Source organism: Pseudarthrobacter sp. S3 (assembly GCF_050156905.1).
Classification (GTDB): Bacteria; Actinomycetota; Actinomycetes; order Actinomycetales; family Micrococcaceae; genus Arthrobacter.
On the sequence record NZ_CP189583.1, the window covers coordinates 2,589,117 to 2,609,705 of the forward strand.

At 65.0% G+C, this 20,589-nt stretch carries 22 protein-coding genes; 6 read left to right on the top strand and 16 right to left on the bottom strand.

Features of this window, described 5'->3' with window-relative positions:
* The first annotated feature begins 119 nt into the window (after positions 1–119).
* The 6 genes from aceE (at position 120) to ACQCSV_RS12460 (ending at position 8,098) form a co-directional block, all read left to right on the top strand.
* Positions 120–2,888 (top strand): pyruvate dehydrogenase (acetyl-transferring), homodimeric type, encoded by a 2,769-nt coding sequence (gene aceE / locus ACQCSV_RS12435; RefSeq protein WP_354153728.1) that lies wholly within the window; start codon positions 120–122, stop codon positions 2,886–2,888.
* Between the two features lie 174 nt (positions 2,889–3,062).
* Positions 3,063–4,307 (top strand): helix-turn-helix domain-containing protein, encoded by a 1,245-nt coding sequence (locus ACQCSV_RS12440; RefSeq protein ID WP_354153727.1) that lies wholly within the window; start codon positions 3,063–3,065, stop codon positions 4,305–4,307.
* Between the two features lie 88 nt (positions 4,308–4,395).
* The gene (locus ACQCSV_RS12445) at positions 4,396–5,325 is read left to right on the top strand and encodes an ACP S-malonyltransferase (RefSeq protein WP_354153726.1); all 930 of its coding nucleotides are present in this window, start codon (positions 4,396–4,398) and stop codon (positions 5,323–5,325) included.
* On the top strand, positions 5,322–6,383 hold the full coding sequence (locus tag ACQCSV_RS12450; protein WP_354153725.1) for a beta-ketoacyl-ACP synthase III: 1,062 nt from the start codon (positions 5,322–5,324) through the stop codon (positions 6,381–6,383). Before ACQCSV_RS12445 ends, ACQCSV_RS12450 begins: the two co-directional genes overlap by 4 nt.
* Positions 6,384–6,464: 81 nt before the next feature.
* Positions 6,465–6,710 carry an acyl carrier protein gene (locus tag ACQCSV_RS12455; RefSeq protein ID WP_009359314.1) on the top strand — a complete coding sequence of 82 codons (246 nt, stop codon included), beginning with the start codon at positions 6,465–6,467 and terminating at the stop codon, positions 6,708–6,710.
* Positions 6,711–6,862: 152 nt separating this feature from the next.
* Positions 6,863–8,098: a beta-ketoacyl-[acyl-carrier-protein] synthase family protein gene (locus ACQCSV_RS12460; protein ID WP_426938517.1), complete on the top strand. Its 1,236-nt coding sequence runs from the start codon at positions 6,863–6,865 to the stop codon at positions 8,096–8,098.
* A gap of 153 nt (positions 8,099–8,251) precedes the next feature.
* Here the strand turns inward: ACQCSV_RS12460 and ACQCSV_RS12465 are convergent, their stop codons facing one another.
* The 16 genes from ACQCSV_RS12465 to ACQCSV_RS12540 all read right to left on the bottom strand — a co-directional run bounded on the left by ACQCSV_RS12465 (position 8,252) and on the right by ACQCSV_RS12540 (position 20,487).
* On the bottom strand, positions 8,252–8,755 hold the full coding sequence (locus ACQCSV_RS12465) for a DUF3145 domain-containing protein (protein WP_426938518.1): 504 nt from the start codon (positions 8,753–8,755) through the stop codon (positions 8,252–8,254).
* Positions 8,756–9,030: 275 nt separating this feature from the next.
* Positions 9,031–9,957 (bottom strand): tyrosine recombinase XerC, encoded by a 927-nt coding sequence (locus ACQCSV_RS12470; RefSeq protein WP_354153721.1) that lies wholly within the window; start codon positions 9,955–9,957, stop codon positions 9,031–9,033.
* Positions 9,958–10,008: 51 nt separating this feature from the next.
* Positions 10,009–11,193 carry a DNA-processing protein DprA gene (dprA, locus tag ACQCSV_RS12475; RefSeq protein WP_426938519.1) on the bottom strand — a complete coding sequence of 395 codons (1,185 nt, stop codon included), beginning with the start codon at positions 11,191–11,193 and terminating at the stop codon, positions 10,009–10,011.
* 14 nt (positions 11,194–11,207) lie between these two features.
* Positions 11,208–12,752, bottom strand: coding sequence for a YifB family Mg chelatase-like AAA ATPase (locus tag ACQCSV_RS12480; RefSeq protein ID WP_426938520.1), 1,545 nt, complete (start codon positions 12,750–12,752; stop codon positions 11,208–11,210).
* Complete coding sequence (locus ACQCSV_RS12485) at positions 12,753–13,109, bottom strand: YraN family protein (protein WP_185260822.1); 357 nt, start codon at positions 13,107–13,109, stop codon at positions 12,753–12,755.
* Between the two features lie 123 nt (positions 13,110–13,232).
* On the bottom strand, positions 13,233–13,559 hold the full coding sequence (locus ACQCSV_RS12490; RefSeq protein WP_111909356.1) for a DUF2469 domain-containing protein: 327 nt from the start codon (positions 13,557–13,559) through the stop codon (positions 13,233–13,235).
* 93 nt (positions 13,560–13,652) lie between these two features.
* Entirely contained in the window at positions 13,653–14,387 is a 735-nt protein-coding gene (locus ACQCSV_RS12495) for a ribonuclease HII (RefSeq protein WP_426939561.1), read from the bottom strand.
* A 23-nt stretch (positions 14,388–14,410) separates the two neighbouring features.
* The gene (gene lepB, locus ACQCSV_RS12500) at positions 14,411–15,307 is read right to left on the bottom strand and encodes a signal peptidase I (RefSeq protein WP_354153718.1); all 897 of its coding nucleotides are present in this window, start codon (positions 15,305–15,307) and stop codon (positions 14,411–14,413) included.
* Positions 15,308–15,985 carry a signal peptidase I gene (gene lepB / locus ACQCSV_RS12505; protein WP_354153717.1) on the bottom strand — a complete coding sequence of 226 codons (678 nt, stop codon included), beginning with the start codon at positions 15,983–15,985 and terminating at the stop codon, positions 15,308–15,310.
* 84 nt (positions 15,986–16,069) lie between these two features.
* On the bottom strand, positions 16,070–16,429 hold the full coding sequence (rplS, locus tag ACQCSV_RS12510) for a 50S ribosomal protein L19 (RefSeq protein WP_056349088.1): 360 nt from the start codon (positions 16,427–16,429) through the stop codon (positions 16,070–16,072).
* 243 nt (positions 16,430–16,672) lie between these two features.
* Positions 16,673–17,530 (bottom strand): tRNA (guanosine(37)-N1)-methyltransferase TrmD, encoded by an 858-nt coding sequence (trmD, locus tag ACQCSV_RS12515; RefSeq protein ID WP_354153716.1) that lies wholly within the window; start codon positions 17,528–17,530, stop codon positions 16,673–16,675.
* On the bottom strand, positions 17,531–18,076 hold the full coding sequence (rimM, locus tag ACQCSV_RS12520) for a ribosome maturation factor RimM (RefSeq protein WP_354153715.1): 546 nt from the start codon (positions 18,074–18,076) through the stop codon (positions 17,531–17,533).
* Positions 18,077–18,187: 111 nt separating this feature from the next.
* A complete protein-coding gene (locus tag ACQCSV_RS12525; protein WP_160671756.1) occupies positions 18,188–18,430 on the bottom strand; it encodes an RNA-binding protein in 243 nt (80 codons plus the stop codon).
* A gap of 1 nt (position 18,431) precedes the next feature.
* Entirely contained in the window at positions 18,432–18,848 is a 417-nt protein-coding gene (gene rpsP / locus ACQCSV_RS12530) for a 30S ribosomal protein S16 (RefSeq protein ID WP_111909386.1), read from the bottom strand.
* 212 nt (positions 18,849–19,060) lie between these two features.
* The gene (locus ACQCSV_RS12535; protein WP_354153714.1) at positions 19,061–19,498 is read right to left on the bottom strand and encodes a hypothetical protein; all 438 of its coding nucleotides are present in this window, start codon (positions 19,496–19,498) and stop codon (positions 19,061–19,063) included.
* A 113-nt stretch (positions 19,499–19,611) separates the two neighbouring features.
* Positions 19,612–20,487: a VOC family protein gene (locus ACQCSV_RS12540; protein ID WP_354153713.1), complete on the bottom strand. Its 876-nt coding sequence runs from the start codon at positions 20,485–20,487 to the stop codon at positions 19,612–19,614.
* Between the last annotated feature and the right edge of the window lie 102 nt (positions 20,488–20,589).

Consider the following 20,589-nt stretch of genomic DNA (forward strand, 5'->3'; position numbering starts at 1 on the left):
ATGGCAGACATAGGCGTGAAAGGACCCTGCCCGGCGCACATGACCGGGCTGTTGTAACCGATACGTCGCACACGTCGCATTCACTCCGGACAGTCACCCTGCCCGGAGTGAGGGCGCCGATGCATGCGCGCAAAGAGAGGTTGGACGTGGCTGCAGGAGAAGATACCTCCCATATCCTCAGCGGGTTGACTAACCAGCTGCCTGATCGTGATCCGGAAGAGACCGCCGAATGGCTGGAGTCCCTGGATACCCTGATTCAGGAACAGGGCACCGAGCGTGCCCAGTACATAATGCGCAGCCTGCTCCAGCGGGCCGGCGCCCAGAGCGTCGGCGTGCCGATGGTGACCACCACGGACTACGTGAACACGATTCCGGTGGACCAGGAAGCGCCGTTCCCCGGCAACGAGGAGTTCGAACGCCGGTACCGGGCGTACATGCGCTGGAACGCCGCCATCATGGTGCACCGGTCCCAGAGGCCAAACATCGGCGTGGGCGGACACATCTCCACGTACGCCGGCGCCGCCACCCTGTACGAAGTCGGGTTCAACCACTTCTTCCGTGGCAAGGACCACCCCGGCGGCGGCGACCAGGTCTTCTTCCAGGGCCACGCCTCCCCCGGCATGTACGCCCGCGCGTTTATGGAAGGCCGGCTCGCCGAGGAGGACCTGGACGGATTCCGGCAGGAAAAGTCCAAGGAAGGCCACGCCCTCTCCTCCTACCCGCACCCGCGCCTGATGCCGGAATTCTGGGAATTCCCCACGGTGTCGATGGGCATCGGCCCGATGAACGCGATCTACCAGGCCCAGTCCAACCGGTACCTGCACAACCGCGGCCTCAAAGACACCTCGGACCAGCAGGTCTGGGCGTTCCTGGGCGACGGCGAAATGGACGAGCCCGAGTCCCGCGGCCTGCTCCAGCTCGCCGCGAACGAGAACCTGGACAACCTGAACTTCGTGATCAACTGCAACCTCCAGCGCCTCGACGGACCCGTCCGCGGCAACGGCAAGATCATGCAGGAACTCGAAGCGTTCTTCCGCGGCGCGGGCTGGAACGTCATCAAGGTCGTCTGGGGCCGGGAGTGGGATGACCTGCTCACCAAGGACACCGACGGCTCGCTCGTGAAGATCATGAACGAGACCCCGGACGGGGACTACCAGACCTACAAGGCAGAGTCCGGCGGATTCGTCCGCGAGCACTTCTTCGGAAAGACCCCGCAGACCAAGGACATGGTCGCGGACCTGAGCGATGACGACATCTGGAACCTCAAGCGCGGCGGCCACGACTACAACAAGGTCTACGCCGCGTACAAGGCCGCCACCGAATTCAAGGGCAAGCCCACCGTCATCCTGGCCAAGACGGTCAAGGGCTACGGACTCGGACCCCACTTCGAGGGACGCAACGCGACCCACCAGATGAAGAAGCTCACCCTCGATGACCTGAAGAAGTTCCGCGACCACCTGCGGATCCCGGTCACCGACGAGCAGCTGGAGAAGGACCCGTACCAGCCTCCGTATTTCCACCCGGGCACCGATGCGCCGGAGATCCAGTACATGATGGAACGCCGCGCCCAGCTGGGCGGTTCTGTTCCTGAGCGCCGTTCCAAGCACCAGGAGCTCGCCCTCCCCGAAGAAAAAACGTACGAGGTTGCCAAGCGCGGGTCCGGGAAGCAGCAGGCCGCCACCACCATGGCGTTTGTCCGGCTCCTCAAGGACCTCATGCGGGACAAGAACTTCGGCAAGCACATCGCGCCGATCATCCCCGATGAGGCCCGCACGTTCGGCATGGACGCGTTCTTCCCCACGGCGAAGATCTACAACCCCAAGGGGCAGAACTACCTGTCGGTGGACCGGGACCTCGTCCTCGCGTACAAGGAATCGGCCCAGGGCCAGCTGATCCACCCCGGCATCAACGAAGCCGGCGCGGTCGCGGCGTTCACCGCCGCCGGCACGGCCTACGCCACCCACGGTGTACCGCTGATCCCGGTGTACGTGTTCTACTCCATGTTCGGCTTCCAGCGCACCGGCGACGCCTTCTGGGCCGCCGGGGACCAGATGGCCCGAGGCTTCATCATCGGGGCCACCGCCGGCCGGACCACCCTGACCGGTGAAGGCCTCCAGCACGCCGACGGCCACTCCCCGCTGCTGGCCTCCACGAACCCGGCGGTGGTCACCTACGATCCCGCCTACGGGTACGAGATGGGCCACATCATCCGGGACGGCATCGAGCGCATGTACGGACCCGATTCGGCCGACCGGAACTTGATGTACTACATCACGGTGTACAACGAGCCCATCACGCAGCCGGCGGAACCGGAGGACCTCGACGTGGAAGGTGTCCTCAAGGGCATCTACCTCGCGGCTCCGGCGAAGATCGACGGTCCCCGGACCCAGATCCTGGCCTCCGGCGTCTCGGTTCCCTGGGCCATTGAAGCCCAGCGGCTGCTCGCCGAGGACTGGGGCGTTTCCGCCGACGTCTGGTCCGTGACGTCCTGGAACGAACTGCGCCGCGACGGCATGGCTGCCGAGGAAGAAGCGTTCCTGAACCCGGGCAAGCCCGCCCGCGTCCCGTTCGTCACGCAGCAGCTTGCCGGTGCCACAGGGCCCGTAGTTGCGGTCTCGGACTATATGAAGGCCGTTCCGGACCAGATCCGCCAGTTTGTACCGAACGAGTTCGCGTCGCTCGGAGCTGACGGCTTCGGCTTCTCCGACACCCGTGCGGCTGCCCGCCGCTTCTTCAAGAACGACATCCACTCCATCGTGGTCCGTTCCCTGGAACTGCTGGCCCGCCGTGGCGAAGTTGACGCCCAGGCGCCGGCCCAGGCAATCGAGAAGTACAAGCTGCACAACGTCAACGCCGGCTCCACCGGCAACGCGGGCGGCGAGTCCTGATCAACTCCTGCTGACAGCGGAGATGAACGACGACGGCGACCCTCACCGAAAGGCGAGGGTCGCCGTCGTCGTTCCCTGGGTTTCCGTACAGGAGACCGCCTGTGATGCAGGTCCAACAAGGTTGTAGCCTTCGCACAAATGGAGCTTGCCGGGCAGGCACCGTATGCTCGAAGGATGCCAGAGCCAACCACCCCGCCCGTGAAGCGCAAGCCGTCCTCACGCAGCATGACACCGGAGAAATCCGAAACCCTGAAAAAGCTCCGGGCAAGTGTGGGCCAGCTTTCCACCACCACCCTTCGCCAGCTGGAGAAATCGCTGCCGTGGTATTCCCGGCTCAGCTCCGATGAGCGCTCGGCGCTGGGAATGGTGGCGCAGAACGGCATCGCAGCGTTTGTCACCTGGTATGAGCGGCCCAGCTCGCCATCGTGGATCCTCTCCGACGTTTTTGGGACGGCCCCCACGGAGCTGACGCGTTCCATCAGCCTCCAGAAAGCGCTCCAGCTCATCCGGATCGTGGTCGAAGTGGTGGAAGACCAGGTGCCGGTGATCGCCCCCGAAGCTGACCAGCCCTCCCTCCGCGAGGCGGTACTGCGTTACTCACGGGAAGTGGCCTTCGCGGCGGCGGACGTCTACGCGAGGGCAGCAGAATCCCGCGGTTCCTGGGATACGCGGCTGGAAGCGCTGATCGTGGACGCCATCCTCCGTGGCGAAAACACGGACGCGCTGCGTTCCCGGATCGCCGCCCTGGGTTGGAAGGCACAGGAAAGGTTCACCGTGATGGTGGGCAATTCGCCGTCTGAACCCAGTGCCAGCTATGTCAGCGAGCTGCGTCGACTGGCGGGCCGCTACGCCGAGGATGCGCTGGTGGGTATCCAGGGCGACCGGCTGATTCTGATCCTTGGCGGCGTCCAGGACCGGGAGACCGCGTACCTGAAACTCAGCGACATGTTCGCCCCCGGCCCGGTGGTCTACGGCCCGGAAGCCGGTTCCCTGCTGGAGGCCAGCGGATCAGCGCAGTCGGCCTTTGCCGGCCTGACCGCCGCGAGGGCATGGCCCGCCGCTCCCCGGCCCGTGGCCGCCGATGATCTGTTGCCCGAACGCGTCATCTCGGGTGACGAAGCTGCGCGCCGATCCTTGGTGAAGAACATCTACCGTCCGCTGGTCGCGGCCTCCAACGGGCTGGTCGAGACCCTGGGCACGTACCTGGAGTTGGGTCATTCCCTCGAGGCAACTGCCCGTGAATTGTTTGTCCACGCCAACACCGTCAGGTACCGGCTCAAGCGCGTCTGCGACGTCACGGGCTGGGATCCGCTTCTTCCCCGGGAGGCGTTTGTCCTGCAGGCGGCGTTGGTAGTCGGCCGGCTTTCGGCACCGCCAAAAGCCCCGCAAGAGCGTCATCCGGCGCGGAATCAGACATGAGTCGTTGTAGACTTCCTACAATCTGACCCCTTGAGCTTGGTACAGACAAACACCCCTGGATGACTCCGTAATTTGGAAAGCTGGATACGTGCTTGCAATAGTCTGCCCTGGACAGGGCTCACAGACCCCGGGTTTTCTGGCCCCCTGGCTGGAACTGCCTTCGGTGGCAGGCCATTTGGCCACCCTCAGTGAGATCGCAGGCATCGACCTGACCGCCCACGGGACCACCTCTGACGAGGACACCATCAAGGACACCGCCGTCGCGCAACCCCTGATTGTTGCCGCCGGACTGGTCGCCGCAAAGTCGCTGTTCGACGTCGAGCTCGGCGCGCTTCCAGTGATCCTTGCCGGTCACTCCGTTGGTGAAATCACCGCCTCGGCACTCGCCGGCGTGCTCACCGAGCAGGAAGCCATGACGTTCGTCCGTGAACGCGCCAACAGCATGGCCGCCGCCGCTGCCGTCACCCCCACCGGCATGAGTGCCGTGGTGGGCGGGGACCCTGCCGAGGTCCTGGCCGCCATCGAGGCTACCGGCGCGACACCGGCCAATGTCAATGGCGCGGGCCAGACCGTGGCAGCCGGAACCTTCGAACAGCTCAAGGCCCTGGCGGACAACCCGCCGGCCAAGGCACGCGTTATCCCGCTGAAGGTGGCCGGAGCGTTCCACACCTCACACATGTCCCCCGCCGTGAGTGCCCTTGAAGCGCTCAAGCCGGGCCTCAAGCCGCAGAAGCCTCAAGTGCCCCTGCTGTCGAACTTTGACGGCCGGGAAGTGACCGACGGCGGCGCCGCCGTCGAGAGCCTCATCGCGCAGGTCTCCCGGCCGGTCCGTTGGGACCTCTGCATGGAAACCCTTGTGCAGCGCGGCGTGACCGGTGTCATTGAGCTGGCCCCGGCCGGTACGCTGGCTGGGCTCGCAAAGCGCGGCATGCCCGGCGTCAAGACCGTTGCAGTCAAAACCCCGGACGACCTCACGGCCGCACTGGCACTCTTCGCAGAACTGGAGGGAAATGCATGAGCGTTCCCACGCTGAAACAGGTTCCCGTCAACGAATACAGCCGCATCATCGGCCTCGGGGCATTCCGGCCTGACGTCATCGTCACCAACGACGACGTCTGCCAGTGGATTGATTCCTCGGACGAATGGATCCGCCAGCGGACCGGCATCGTGACCCGGCACCGGGCCGCTGCCAACGTCAGCGTCGTCGACATGGCAGAGGGCGCCGCCCGGGAGGCCCTGCAGCAGGCAGGCATCGAAGCGTCCCAGCTTGATGCTGTCATCGTTTCCACCGTCACCCACCCGTACGCCACGCCGTCGGCTGCCGCCGCCCTGGCTGACCGCATCGGTGCGACGCCGGCGCCGGCCTTCGATATCTCTGCCGCCTGCGCCGGATACTGCTACGGCATCGCCCAGGCTGATGCCCTGGTCCGTTCCGGTACCGCCACCTACGTGCTGGTGGTTGGCGCGGAGAAGCTTTCCGACGTCATCGACAACCGGGAACGCACCATCTCATTCCTGCTGGGCGACGGCGCGGGTGCTGTTGTCATCGGCCCCTCGGACACCCCCGGAATCGGACCCTCGGTGTGGGGGTCGGACGGCAGCAAGTGGGACGCGATCGGCATGACCCGTTCCATCCTCGATGTCCGCGACCTCAGCATGGCGGCCCGCCAGTCCGACGAGCCGGGCGACTTTGCCCTCCTTGAAGAAGCGCAGGAACTCTATCCCACACTCCGCCAGGACGGGCAGACGGTCTTCCGCTGGGCGGTCTGGGAAATGGCAAAAATGGCACAGCAGGCCTTGGAGGCCGCTGGCGTCAAGGCTGAAGACCTCGTCGCCTTTATCCCGCACCAGGCAAACATGCGGATCATCGATGAGATGGTCAAGAAACTGAAACTTCCCGAATCCGTCACTGTGGCCCGGGACATCGCAGATGCCGGAAACACCTCGGCAGCCTCCATTCCCCTGGCCACCCACCGCCTGCTCAAGGAAAACCCTGAGCTCAGCGGCGGCCTCGCGCTCCAGATCGGCTTCGGCGCCGGGCTGGTCTTCGGTGCCCAGGTAATCGTCCTTCCTTAGAAACGTCCCACACAGGCCGCATCCGCGGACTGCACCGTTTCCGGCACCCCCTGCCGGCAATAACAAGAAAAGGAGCCATCAATGGCTAGCAACGAAGAGATCCTCGCCGGCTTGGCTGAAATCGTCAACGAAGAAACCGGCCTTGCCCCCGAGGCTGTGGAACTGGACAAGTCCTTCACCGAGGACCTGGACATCGACTCCATCTCCATGATGACCATCGTTGTCAACGCCGAAGAGAAGTTCGGCGTGCGTATCCCGGACGAAGAGGTCAAGAACCTCAAAACCGTCGGCGACGCTGTCAGCTTCATCGCCGGCGCACAGGCCTAGTCAAGGATTCAGCCCCTAATAGCTGACTGGGCTGCCGGTCCGTACTCAGGCCGGACCGGCAGCCCACCACATTTTTCGGCAGCCAACTGCCCCACACGCGGGACCCCGCCGGACAACCGGATACGGCCTGCCCACCGACAGAGAGTGATCCAATGACACGCAAAGTAGTCATTACCGGTCTGGGTGCCACGACGCCCATCGGCGGCGACGTACCCACCATGTGGAACAACGCGCTGAAGGGGGTCTCCGGTGCCCGCACGCTGGAAGACGACTGGGTTGCCAAATACGAACTGCCGGTTCACTTCGCCGCGCGCTGCTCCACTCCCGCCCTGGAGGTCCTGAGCCGCGTAGAAGCCAAGCGAATGGACCCCTCCACCCAGTTCGGTGTCATCGCTTCGCGTGAAGCCTGGGCAGATTCCGGCATCACCGAGATTGACCCCGACCGCCTTGCGGTCGCTTTCGCCACCGGCATCGGCGGCGTCTGGACCCTGCTGGACGCGTGGGACACGCTGAAGGAAAAAGGCCCGCGCCGCGTCCTCCCCATGACGGTGCCCATGCTGATGCCCAACGGCGTTGCAGCAGCCGTCAGCCTCGACCTTGGCGCCCGTGCCGGCGCCCACACCCCGGTTTCGGCCTGCGCGTCGGGCACGGAGGCCCTTCATTTGGGCCTGGAGCTGATCCGCTCCGGCAAGGCCGACGTAGTAATGTGCGGCGGGGCCGAGGCAGCCATCCACCCCATGCCCCTGGCCGCGTTCTCGTCCATGCAGGCGCTCTCCCGCCGCAACGACGACCCCCAGGGCGCCTCACGCCCTTACGATCTGGGCCGCGACGGCTTCGTGATGGGCGAAGGCGCCGGCGCGCTGGTGCTCGAAGCTGAAGAACACGCCATTGCCCGCGGCGCCCGCATCTATGGTGAACTGGCCGGCACCTCTGTTACGGCGGACGCCTACCACATCACAGCCCCGGACCCCCAGGGCCTGGGCGCCACCCGCGCGCTGAAGGCGGCCATGTTCGACGGCCGGATCCAGGCCGAGGACGTTGTCCACGTCAACGCGCACGCTACCTCCACTCCCGTAGGTGACAAGCCGGAGTACACGGCCCTCCGCGCGTCGCTGGGGAACCACCTCGACAACGTCGCGGTGTCCGCCACCAAGTCACAGATGGGCCACCTCCTGGGTGCCTCAGGTGCCGTGGAGGCAGTACTCACTGTGCTGGCCGTGTACCACCGCAAGGCCCCGGTCACCATCAACCTTGAGAACCAGGACCCTGAGATCCCGCTCGACGTCGTCACGTCGGCGCGGGATCTGCCGGCGGGTGACATCGCGGCGCTGAGCAACTCGTTCGGCTTCGGCGGCCACAACGCCGTGATCGCTGTCCGCAGCATCTAGCAGCAGCGCGGGAACAGCAAGTTCCGCAGACAAAGCAGAGGCCCCGCCACGTGGCGGGGCCTCTGCTGTTGCTATGGAGCGCCGCATTCCAATCCGGCACGCGCTGTGCCGGGAAAGCGGACCGGAGCACGACGCAGTGATGTCCGACGGCGGTCAGCCCACCTGGTGCAGCCAGCGGACCGGTGCGCCCTCGGCTGCGTGGCGGAACGGCTCGAGTTCCTCGTCCCACGCTTCGCCTAAGGCCAGGGAAAGCTCGTGATACACGGCAGAGGGATCTCCGGCGCCCGATTCGTAGGCGTAGCGGATGCGGTCCTCTGAGACCATGATGTTGCCGTGGACATCTGTGGCGGCGTGGAATATCCCCAGCTCGGGGGTATGCGACCAGCGGCCGCCGTCTACGCCCTGGCTCGGCTCTTCAGTGACCTCGTAGCGCAGATGGGCCCAACCGCGAAGTGAGGAAGCCAGCAGCGATCCGGTGCCCGGAGTTCCCGTCCAGGAGAGCTCGGCGCGGAACATTCCGGGCGCGGCGGGTTGAGGGGTCCACTCAAGGTCCGTCCGCTTATCCACGACGGATCCAATGGCCCACTCAACGTGCGGGCACAGTGCTTTAGGGGCTGAGTGAACAAACAGCACACCGCGGGTCATTGCAACAGACATTCCATCCTCCATAGCTGTAGGTACGTCTTCCCCAACGACCTCTGCCTGGATGAAACTGCCCGTTGCTGTACGTTCCAGCGGTGGCGTTCCCTGCCTGATTATTAAACTGTGTCCGGACTTGCGGGTGACGTGCGAAGCGAAAGAGCTTCAAGCGAAACTTGAAAGTTGCCGGACGTGACTCTTATTGTGCCGTACGCCGCGTAATTACGCCAGTGCGATTCGCCACAGTTGACAGGGGCTGGATTTGCCGGTCCCCGGCGGGAATCCGCCGGCGCTCAGGCCCGGGGATGTGCCTGCTGGTAGCTGCTCCGGAGCCGCTCTACGGACACATGGGTGTAGATCTGCGTGGTGGCGAGGCTGCTGTGGCCCAGGATTTCCTGGACCGCACGAAGATCCGCGCCGCCATCGAGCAGGTGCGTTGCCGCAGTATGCCGCAGCGCGTGCGGACCGGTTGCTGAGGTGTCGCCCAAAGCTTCGAAGAGGGCATTCACCACGGTCCTGACCTGACGCTGGTCAACACGGTTTCCTCTGGCGCCCAGGAATAGCGCCGGTCCGCTGGGCCCCGTGGCCAGAAGCGGCCTGGCCCTGCGTAGCCAGTCGTCGACGGCCACGGCTGCCGGGACACCATAGGGCACCGTCCTTTCCTTGTTGCCCTTGCCGACCACCCGCAGGGTCCGGCGGTCCGGGTTGAGGTCGTCCACATCCAATGCGGCCAGCTCCCCCACCCGCAGGCCCGTGGCGTATAGAAGCTCCACCATGGCCCGGTTGCGCACCGGCACCGGTGACCCGTCAGCCGCGGCCTCCGCCAGACTGTTCAGCAGCCTGAGGAGTTGTTGGGACTGCAGCACCCCGGGCAGTGACTTTTCCGCTTTGGGAGCCCTGAGACGGAGGGCAGGATCGGTCGCGATTAGCTCTTCCCGCATGGCCCACGTGGTGAAGGAACGCGCTGTGGCCGATCTCCGCGCAAGGGTGGCCCGGGATATTCCGGCCTGGCTCTGCGCCCCGAGCCAGCGTCGGAGGGTGCCCAGCTCCAGGCCTGCCAGATCCGTGACACCCTCGGAGGCGGCGTATTCCAGGAGGCTTCGAAGGTCGGACAGGTATGCCCGAAGGGTATGCCCGGACCGGGCCCGCTCGGCGGTCAGGTATCTGCCGAAGTCTGCAAGTGCCTGCTCAAACTCCAGGGTCAGTTCCTGATTATCCACTCTTCCACTGTCCCAGAAGTCCGTGGGCAATGCCGTGCCGGACACAGCCAACTACAGGGATTCCTTGGCCCGTTTCCAGCCGCCTCTTTCTGAAGCTGCGAGCCCCAGCAGGCCTAGCCTGCCTAACCCGGCCCGCACGGAGTCCGCGCTGAGGCCGGCAACTGCGCAGAGCTTGTCCACAGATGTGGTGGACCGCAGCGGCAGGGCGTCTAGAAGTATCAGGTCCTCCAAGGTCAGTCCGTCATGGTCGGCCGCATGCGCGGATCCGGGCTCCGCAAGCCCCAGGCCGCTTGGGGAGGCCAACTCGGCGATCTCCGCGGCGTCAGTCACGCAGACAGCGCCGCCGTCCCGGAGCAGCCGGTGGCAGCCGGCGGAGTTGGCGCTGTGCACCGACCCCGGTACAGCTCCCACCGCCCGTCCAAGGCTCTCCGCGTGGTGGGCCGTATTCAGCGCACCGGACCGCCAGCGGGCTTCCACCACAACCGTCACGGCAGCCAGGGCCGCGATCAGCCTGTTCCGCTGGAGAAAGCGGTAGCGGGTGGGCGCCGATCCCGGCGGCACCTCGGCGAGAACCGCTCCCTGGTTGCAGACCGCCCGCAGAAGATCCTCGTTTCCGGACGGGTAGAACCGGTCCACACCACCAGCCATCACCGCGATCGTAGGCACCGCCGCTGATCCCCCGGCCAGTGCTGCACGGTGCGCGTGCGCGTCGATGCCGTACGCGCCCCCGGAAACCACGGTGAAGCCCCGCTGTGCCAGGGAGTAGGCCAGGTCCCCGGTCACCGACGCGCCGTAGCTGGTGCTGTCGCGGGACCCCACCAGCGCCACGCTCCGGGCGGGACCGGGAAGCTCCTGTTCCAGGCCCCGCCACCACAGACAGATAGGTTCCTGCATCCCAAGGTCGCCGAGCTGGGCAGGCCAGAGGTCGTCAGCCGGGACAATCAGCCGGCCGCCAAGGCGTGCCATGGTGGCCAGGTCACGCTCGGGCGCCAGATCCGGAATGCGGGGCGCCCAGCGTTTGAGGCAGGCAGCCATCCCGGCCCAGCTGGTTCCGGCACCGTTGTCCGCCAGCAATGCGGTGATCTCCCGTTCCAGTGCAGGGCCTGCGGCCGCCTGTCCGGTGGCAATTTGCAAGGCGTCGAGTGCACCGGTGGCCTGCACGAGGGCCAGTCCGGCAGCGTCCTGCGGCTCCATAAGCCGCGACAAGGCGGCCCGGGCGATCCGTTCGTTGTCCATGTGGTTCTCTTCCTTCACACAGCTGCCGAGGCAGCCTGCCGGAGGCCAAGGGCCTGGCCGATATCGTTGGTGTCGGGCATGTCGCGGTGCGACAGGTCCGCCAGAGTCCAGGCCAGCCGCAGGACCCTGTCATAGCCCCTGGCCGTCAGCACGCCCCGCTCCAGTGAGTGGTCCAGGATCCGGGTGGCGCCGGCCGGCAACCGCAGGGCCCCGCGAAGAATCCGGCCGGGCACCTGCGAGTTCGTGTCCATCCCGAGCGGCTGCAGCCGTTCGGCCTGCCGTCGGCGTGCGTCATCGACCCGCCGGGCCACGGCGGCTGTATCTTCTTCGGCGCCTGCCTGGCCAAAGTCGGCCAGCGACACGCGCTCCACCTGCAGCTGGATATCAACCCGGTCCAGCAGCGGACCGGACATCCTGGCCACGTAGCGGCGCCGCATCATCGGCGTGCACGTGCAGTCCAGGCCCTTCCCCGAAGCCTTGCCGCAGGGACAGGGGTTGGCGGCAAGCACCAGCTGGAACCGTGCAGGATAGGCCGCCGTGCCGGCCGAGCGGTGTATGACCAGCTCCCCGCTCTCCAGGGGCTGGCGAAGGGCGTCCAGGACTCGCCGTTCGTATTCCGGGGCCTCGTCCAGGAAAAGGACCCCGCGATGGGCCCGGGATGCCGCACCCGGCCGGGGCAACCCCGATCCTCCACCGATGATGGCGGCCGCCGTGGCCGAATGATGCGGATTTTCGAACGGCGGCCGCCGCACAAGCTGAACGGCGGATGAGGGAAGACCGCAGAGCGAGTGGATGGCGGTGACTTCCATGGCCTCATTGTCGGCAAGGTCCGGCAGGAGACCGGGAAGTCTTTCGGCCAGCATGGTCTTGCCCGCTCCCGGGGGTCCGGTCAGGAGCAGATGGTGTGCCCCGGCCGCGGCCACCTCGAGTGCACGTCTGGCTTCGCCCTGGCCGGAGACGTCTGCCATGTCAGGTACTGTCTGAGCCCCCGGTTCGGAATAGCAGTGCGCGGCCTCGTCCACCGGTTCGAAGTCCAGTGCGAGCTCCTGCGGGTCGGCACCGAAATCGAGCGCAAGCCGCGCCAGCGTCCGGTATCCGCGGACGTTGGCTCCGGGAACCAGTGACGCCTCGCCGAGGTTGGCGTGTGCCACCACCACGTCCGGATAGCCGGCCTGCACCGATGCCATCACTGCAGGCAGGATCCCGCGCACCGGCCGCAGCCGGCCATCCAACCCGAGTTCGGCAATGAAGACAGTCTGTCCAGTGGGCTTGATGTCATTCGCGGCCCTCAGGACCGCCATGGTCACGGCAAGGTCGAAGCCGGAACCACGTTTGGGCAGCGACGCCGGGATGAGGTTGGCCGTGATCTTCCGCCGGCTTAACGGAATTCCGGAATTTTTGGCCGCGGAACGTATCCGCTCCTTGGCTTCGTTGAGCGCGGCATCCGGCAGGCCCAGGATCACAAATGCCGGCAAAGTCTGGCCGATGTCGGCTTCCACCTCGACGATGTACCCGTTCAAACCCACCAGCGCCACGGAGTAGGCCCGGCCCAGCGCCATCTACCCCACCCCCTTGAGGTGTTCCACCAGGGGTTCGCCGGCGCCGTCGTCCACCACGGCAATGACGTCCACGCGCCGTAGCGGCATCCGCAGCTCCCGGTCCCGGCACCACGCCGAACCAAGCCGATGCAGCCGGGCGAGTTTGTCCGGCCCCACGGCTTCGAACGGGTGCCCATAGTCCAGGGAACGGCGGGTCTTCACCTCTGCAATCACCAAGGAGTCCCCGTCGAGGGCCACAATGTCTATTTCACCTTCGGTGCAGCGCCAGTTGCGTTCCACCACCAGCATGCCGAGCGATTCAAGATAGCCGGCGGCGAGCTCCTCGCCGCGCCGGCCCAACAGGTCTTTGGATTTCATTTCTACCTCCGCAACCAGCCTGCAATGGCAGGACAGCGGAGGACAGGAGGCTACTGGTGTATGTGCGTAACCTCGGAAAATCGCCCGAATACAGCAGTGCTGTGGAGGAACAGTGGTCCTGCCTCAGTTGCCGAGGTCAACATCCTTCGGCAGGGCGAGTTCCTCGTTGCGGGGCAGTTCTTCGACGTTGACATCCTTGAACGTCAGGACCCGGACAGTCTTGACGAACCGTGCCGAACGGTACACATCCCACACCCAGGCATCCTGCAAAGTCAGATCGAAGTAGACTTCGCCGTCGGCGCTTCGGGCCTGCAGGTCAACGTGGTTTGCGAGGTAAAAGCGGCGTTCGGTCTCGACAACGTAGCTGAAGAGCCCGACAACATCGCGGTATTCACGGTAGAGCTGCAGCTCCATGTCGGTTTCATAGTTTTCAAGATCCTCAGCACTCATGCTTCCATCTTGCACTATCCGGGGCGCCGCACTCGCAGCGTCCGCACCCCATCAGCCGTACACCAGTGCGGTAGGCACCAGTACGGCAAGGAATCAGAATTCGCCGCCCAGGAGGTTCCAACTGACCCGGTGGTACGGCGTGGCGCCAGCAGCGCGGAGCGCGTCCCGGTGAATTGCGGTGGCGTAGCCCTTGTTGACGTCCCAGCCAAACTCTGGGTACTCACTGTGCAGGCCGCGCATCTGCTCGTCGCGTTCCACCTTCGCAATCACGCTGGCGGCGGCCACGCTCAGGCACTGCACGTCCGCCTTGATCTTGGTGTGGACGGGGGCAGTGCATGCGAAGTCCACCGGTGGCTCGTCAAACAGGGAAGGCTGCCCGGCGGGCGAGAGCCAGTTGTGACTGCCATCGAGGAGCACCACATCCGGGCTGATGCCAGCCGCAAGGATGTCCTGCCAGGCGCGCGTACCGGCCAGCCGCAACGCAGCAATGATGCCCAACGCGTCGATCTCACGCGCGGAAGCGTGCCCGACGGCGGACGCAACACTCCAGCGTCGGACCAGGGGTTCCAGCCTCTCTCGTTCGGCGGGGCTGAGCAGCTTGCTGTCCCGCACACCGGCCAAGGACTTCTGGGTGTGGAGGTCCACGACGGCGATCCCGACGCTTACAGGTCCTGCCAGCGCTCCGCGTCCCACTTCGTCCACGCCCGCCAGGTAGCGGGCGCCTTGCGCTTTGAAGGTCCGCTCGTGCCGCAGTGTCGGTGCTTTGGAGCGGACCCTGGACGTAAGGCGGGCCGGAGCCGTGGCTGAGGCCGTGGCCGGAGCCGGAATGGCCGGCGTCACTGCGGACACTGCTAGCCTCCCGCAGGCACGTTCCGGAAGACGGCCGGATAGTTGTCAAGGACCGTGATCCGGTTCAGCGGCCACGCGATGACGGCGGCTTTGCCTTCCACGTCCACGAGGTCGACGAATCCGCCATTGGACTCCATGTGCGAACGGGAATCCGCGGAGTGGTTCCGGTTGTCGCCCATGACCCAGACCTTTCCTTCCGGAACAACGACGTCGAAGGCACGGATCTGCGGCACTTCAGCCCCGTTGACATAGGCTTCATCAAGAGGGGATCCGTTGATGGTCAGTTTACCTCCGTCGTCGCAGCAGATCACCTCGTCACCGGGCAGCCCGATCACTCGTTTGACGAGGTGCTGCTCGGAGTTGTCCGGGAGCAGTCCCACAAATGTCAGGCCGTCCTGGACCCAGGTGAATGGCCCCTTCGCTTCATCCGGCACGGTGCTCAGCCAGCCCTTGGTGTCGCGGAACACCACAACGTCTCCGCGAGAGAGGGAAAACGGCTCCGGAACAAGCAGGTTCACGAAGATGCGGTCGTTGACGTCCAGGGTGCTGACCATGGATTCAGACGGAATATAGAACGCGCGGAACAGGAAGGTCTTGATCAGGAAGGACAGCACCACGGCGATCACCACCACCGTGGCGACCTCCTTCAGCCAGACAAAGAGCTGGCTGTGCGCGGCGGGCTCTGTAGTCGGAGCCGCGGATCGCCTGCCGGACAATGGCGCCGACGGTCTGCCGACCGCCACGTCGTCTGAGTCGCCGCGGTTGTCAATAACGTTTTCGGCAATCACACCGTCGGAGGTCCTGCCGCCGGAAATCGTATTGGCGGACATACCGTCGGCGTTGGCACCAGGGGCGCCGTCGCGAGGCGGCTCGGGTGTCCGGGCATTGTTCTCGGGCATTTACTGTGCGTCCTCTGTCGTTGATCCTGCCGCTGGCGGCCGTAGTACTGCAGCAAATCTATCAAGTGGCCAGACGATCTGGACCGGCCTGCCGATGACACGGTCGATCGGCACCATGCCACCGCCGGGCGCACCGAGCAGGCTGCGCGAATCAGCAGATGCCGAGCGATGGTCACCGAGCAGCCACAGTCTCCCGTCCGGCACCACCGCGATGAAGTTCTGCTTGCTTGGGCTGTCTCCGTCGAACAGGTACGGCTCATCGAGTGCCTCACCGTTGACGGTGATCTTTCCGCCTGCATCGCAGCAGACCACGGTCTCCCCCGGCAGGCCAATAACTCGCTTCACGTACGTGGTGTCACTGCCGGCCAGGCCTAGCCACTGACCAGCCGCGGCCACGGAATCCAGAAGGGGGCCCTCCCCACTGTTCAGGGGAGCGAACGATCCCCTGCCATCGAAGACCACAATGTCGCCTCGCCGGATGGGTTCGGTGTGGAAGTCTGTCCTTGAGACCAGGATACGGTCCCCGTCCGCAAGGACCGGCTCCATGGATTCGGACGGAATGTAGTAGACATCCAGCAACAGGGAACGAACCAGGCCGCTGACAGCCACGGCCAGGAGAACCGCCAGAAACACAAAACGCCAGCCCATTCTTCTGGGCTGGCGTTTTGTCTGGTCCATGATCCGTATTCCTGGGGCGCTGTTGCGAAGGGCTCCGGCGCTGGCCTGGGCCGGCTGGGGCCTGCGTTGTAGGTCCCTGGGGACTTACTTCTTGGGCTGGAAGTCGCGCTTTTCCTTGATCTTTGCAGCCTTGCCGCGCAGATCGCGCATGTAGTACAGCTTTGCGCGACGCACGTCACCCTTGGAGACGACCTCGATCTTGTCGATGATCGGGGAGTGTACCGGGAAGGTACGCTCCACACCGACGCCGAAGGAGACCTTGCGGATGGTGAAGGTTTCGCGCAGACCGTCGCCGTGGCGGCCCAGGACGAAGCCCTGGAATACCTGGACACGGGAGTTCTTGCCTTCGATGATGTTCACGTGAACCTTGAGGGTGTCACCCGCGCGGAAGACGGGAACATCGGTGCGCAGCGAGGCTGCATCTACGGAATCGAGAATATGCATGATTGCACTCCTGGTGAACGCCACTGGTCATTCACTTTGGGTCACGGCGGGCAGGCCCGGAAGCCCCGGGAGTTACCGCCGAAAGTTAAGTGGGTCCGGTTCCTTCACTGATTGAAGGTCCCGGGGTGTCCAGCTGTTGGTGGCGCTCCCCCTGTGGCAGGTGCGGACCCAGCAGACACAAAGACTAATTTTGCCACACTCACAGGCCTACAGCCAACCGCCGCCGACCGCTGCCGCGCCGGTTCAGGCTGACGGGTCGGTTCCGGCGTCGTGGTTGGTCCCGGCCTGCCGCCGCGCCCGGAGGTGACCGTCGACGACGTCGTACCCGAGGTCGCCAAAAGCCGTCCGGTCCGCACGTGGCAGCTTCCCGGCGTCGAACGTTTCCAGCAGGTCCGGGCGGCGTTTCGCCGTCCGCCGGTACTGCTCGTGGCGGCGCCACTGAGCGATCTTCCCGTGGTTGCCGCTCAGCAGAACGGCAGGGACCTCCCTGCCCCGCCAACTGGAGGGCTTGGTGTATACGGGGTATTCCAGCAGCCCGTCCGAATGTGACTCTTCCACCAACGAATCAGGGTTGCCCACCACGCCCGGCAGCAGCCTGCCGATGGCTTCGACCATCGCCAGAACGGCCACTTCGCCGCCGTTCAGGACATAGTCGCCAAGGCTCATGGGGCGAACTCTGAAGTACTCTTCCGCCCACTCGGTGACACGCTCGTCGATGCCCTCATAGCGACCGCAGGCGAAAACCAGCTGGTCCTCTTCGGCGAGCTCATACGCCAGGGCCTGGCTGAAGCGCTCCCCAGCCGGCGAAGGGACGATCAGTACCGGCCTGGCGGGCTTTCCCCCCGCGGCCTCGGCGCCTGCTTCGGCTTGACCGGCGCCGGCGACAGCAGCCAACGCCTGCGCCCACGGCTCGGGCTTCATCACCATGCCGGCACCGCCGCCGTACGGAGTGTCGTCCACTGAACGGTGCTTGTCCGTGGTGAAATCACGCAAATCATGGACTCGCAGGTCCAGCAGGCCGTCCTGGCGGGCCTTGCCGATGAGCGAGAGTTCCAGGGGCGCCAGGTACTCCGGGAAGATACTGACGACGTCAATTCTCATCTACGCGTTTTCCTCCGGGGCGCCGGTAGCGGCTTCACCGTCGTTGACCTCAAAGAGTCCGTCCGGCGGAGTCAGCAGGACGAAACCGCCGACCACATTGACCTCGGGAACGATCTGCTCCACGAACGGGACCAGGATTTCCTTGCCGTCCGGTGTTTCAACCACGAGCAGGTCCTGGACAGGCAACGTGTGCAGGGCGGCGACCTTGCCGACTACCCGCGAACCCACGCGGGCTTCGAGCCCCACGAGCTCGTGCTCGTACCAGCCTTCGTCGTCGTCCTCGTCCAGCTCTTCGGTTTCGATGAAGAGCTTGGCGCCACGCAGGGTCTCTGCCTGGTTGCGGGTTTCGATTCCCTCGAACGCGAGCAGCAGGATGTCCTTATTCCACCGCGCACTCTCAACAATGAGGGGGCCGGCGGATGCAGGCTCCACCACAAACTCCGTACCGGGAACGAACCGGTCCCCGGGAGCGTCGGTCAGCACCTGGACCGTCACTTCGCCGCGAATTCCATGCGGTTTTCCGATTCGTGCCACCTGAAGCTGCATCTGTTCCTCTGTCTGTGATCGTGCCCGGATTAGGCGATGTGGTGAAAGCACTCCGGCCCCTCCACCGTTGCTGGTGGAAGGGCCGGAGCAAAAACTGATGTTGCTGAGCGCTTAACGGCGGCGGTCGGTATCGACGACGTCGACCCTGACCGGTTCGCCGTCTGCCAGTGCTGCCACAACGGTGCGCAATGCCCGTGCGGTACGGCCCTGGCGGCCGATCACCCGTCCCAGGTCATCCTGATGAACACGAACCTCGAGGGTGTCCCCGCGGCGGTTGTTCTTCGAGCTGACCTTGACATCGTCAGGCGAATCAACGATTCCCCGGACAAGGTGTTCGAGCGCTTCTGCCAGCAATCTACTCAGCCTCGGTGGTCTCTGCTTCGGCCGGGGCCTCGGCTGCGTCAGACTGCTTTGACTTCTTGGTGATGGCTTCCGGGATAATCACGGAACCCTTCTCCGGGGCAACAAAGGCAACCTTCGGAGCTTTGGTCTTCAGGGTGCCTTCCTGGCCCGGGAGGCCCTTGAACTTCTGCCAGTCACCGGTGATCTTGAGGATCGCGGCAACCTGCTCGGACGGCTGCGCGCCGACGCCGAGCCAGTACTGGGCACGGTCCGTGTCAACCTCGATGTATGAGGGCTCTTCGGTGGGGTGGTACTTGCCGATCTCTTCGATGGCACGGCCGTCACGCTTGGAGCGTGCGTCCATGACGACGATGCGGTAGTACGGTGCGCGCATCTTGCCAAAGCGCTTAAGGCGAATCTTTACGGCCACTTTTGTGGTCACTCCTGTTTCAGAAAAGGGGTAAACCGACGTTCTGCACCCGTGGGGCGGGCCATACTTGAGGGTTCAAAGGACAGGATCCGGACGCGGAGAGAGGGGCCACGCAGATCGAGTACCTGTTTATTGTGCCAGATCAGCGGCCGGATTTCGACTTGACACGTCGGGATGGGGCAGCCGGTCGGACCCGGCGGGCCACGGCCGGCCTACGACGACCAGACGTAGACACCGGTGCGCGCGGCGTCATCGATCGAGTTCGCCAGCTCGGCGACCTTCTTGACGTACGTCCGGGCCTCGGCCACGCCGAAGGGCATGTCATCCTGGGCGGCCCACTTTTCAGCGACGTCATCCAGGACATTACCCTCCCCCTCAGTCTCATAACTGAGCAGGTCGGCCAGCGCACGCACCATGGCCGGCGGAACCCCGAGAAGGGAATCACTCGCCACGTCCACCATGGCCAGTTCATAGTCCGCGCCGCCGGCGTGCACCGCAGCACCGGCAAGATCGCCGAGCTGCTCGATTTCGAAATCGCTGATTCCGGGAATCCGCAGACCCTCGCCCGCCGGGGAGCCGCCCGCATCCAGGACGACGGCCCGCTTCAGCGCGGCATCGTGAGTGGAAACAAAAATTTCAGTGAAGCCCATGGGAACAGCCCTTATTCCGTCGACGGTGCGGCCCGGAAGGGCTGCATCAGGTGCCGCCCCGTCCGTTCAGAATCAGCCTAGTACAAGGCAGGCCGCTCTTTTGGCATCCGCACTCAGCGGACGGCGACACGGATATTGTTGCGCCACGGGTCCTCGAAGCGAAGCACGGCGCCCGTGTGGTGCGAGGCTACACCGGCGACCATCAGGCGGTCGGCGAGCGCTCCGACGTCATCCCCGGAAGGGACCTCGATGAGCACTTCGCCCAGGCCCAGGGTGTCCCTGCGGGGACCGGCTCCGCGGCTGTTCCAGACGTTCATGGCCATGTGGTGGTGATACCCGCCCGCCGAGACAAACAGCGCCTGCCCGTGCCAGCCGGCGGTCTTTTCGAAGCCCAGCGTGCCCACGTAGAAATCGTGCGCTGACTGGACGTCGCCCACCTGGAGGTGGACGTGGCCCACGCCGGCTTCGCTAGCCCGCTGGCCGGCCACGGATTCCTGGGTCAGGTGCTGCTCGAGGTAGCGCTGCGGCGGCAGTGCCCGGCTGTCCATCACTACAGCCTTCCCATTCCAGGACCAGTTTTCGCGGGGTCTGTCCCAGTACAGTTCGATGCCGTTGCCTTCGGGGTCATTGAAGTAGAAGGCCTCGCTGACGAGGTGGTCGGCGCTGCCGGTGAAAGACCGGGGTTCGTATTGGGCCGCAGAGGCCACCGTGGCAGCCAGCGATGCCTGGTTGTCAAAGAGCAGCGCGGTGTGGAACAGCCCGGCCTCTCCCCTGCCAGGAAGGATCAGCGAAGGGGCGGCCGCGAGATGGACGAGCGGGCGTTGAAGGCGGCCAAGGTAGACGCCGCCGTCCTCTTCGGCCACAACCTCCAGGCCGAGTGCGCGCTGGTAATAGTCGGTCATCAGCTTCATGTCGCCCACCTTGAGCATGACGGTGCCCATGGAGAGGTCGGCGGGAAGGAGATCCCGGCTGGTGGCTTCTGCAGTCATTGAACGCTCCCGGTCCGTTGGCCTTCGGGGCGAAGGCGGCCATGCCACTAATTTACTTGAAGCTTCAATTTAATTCAAGTGGTTGGAGGGGCAGATTGCGAC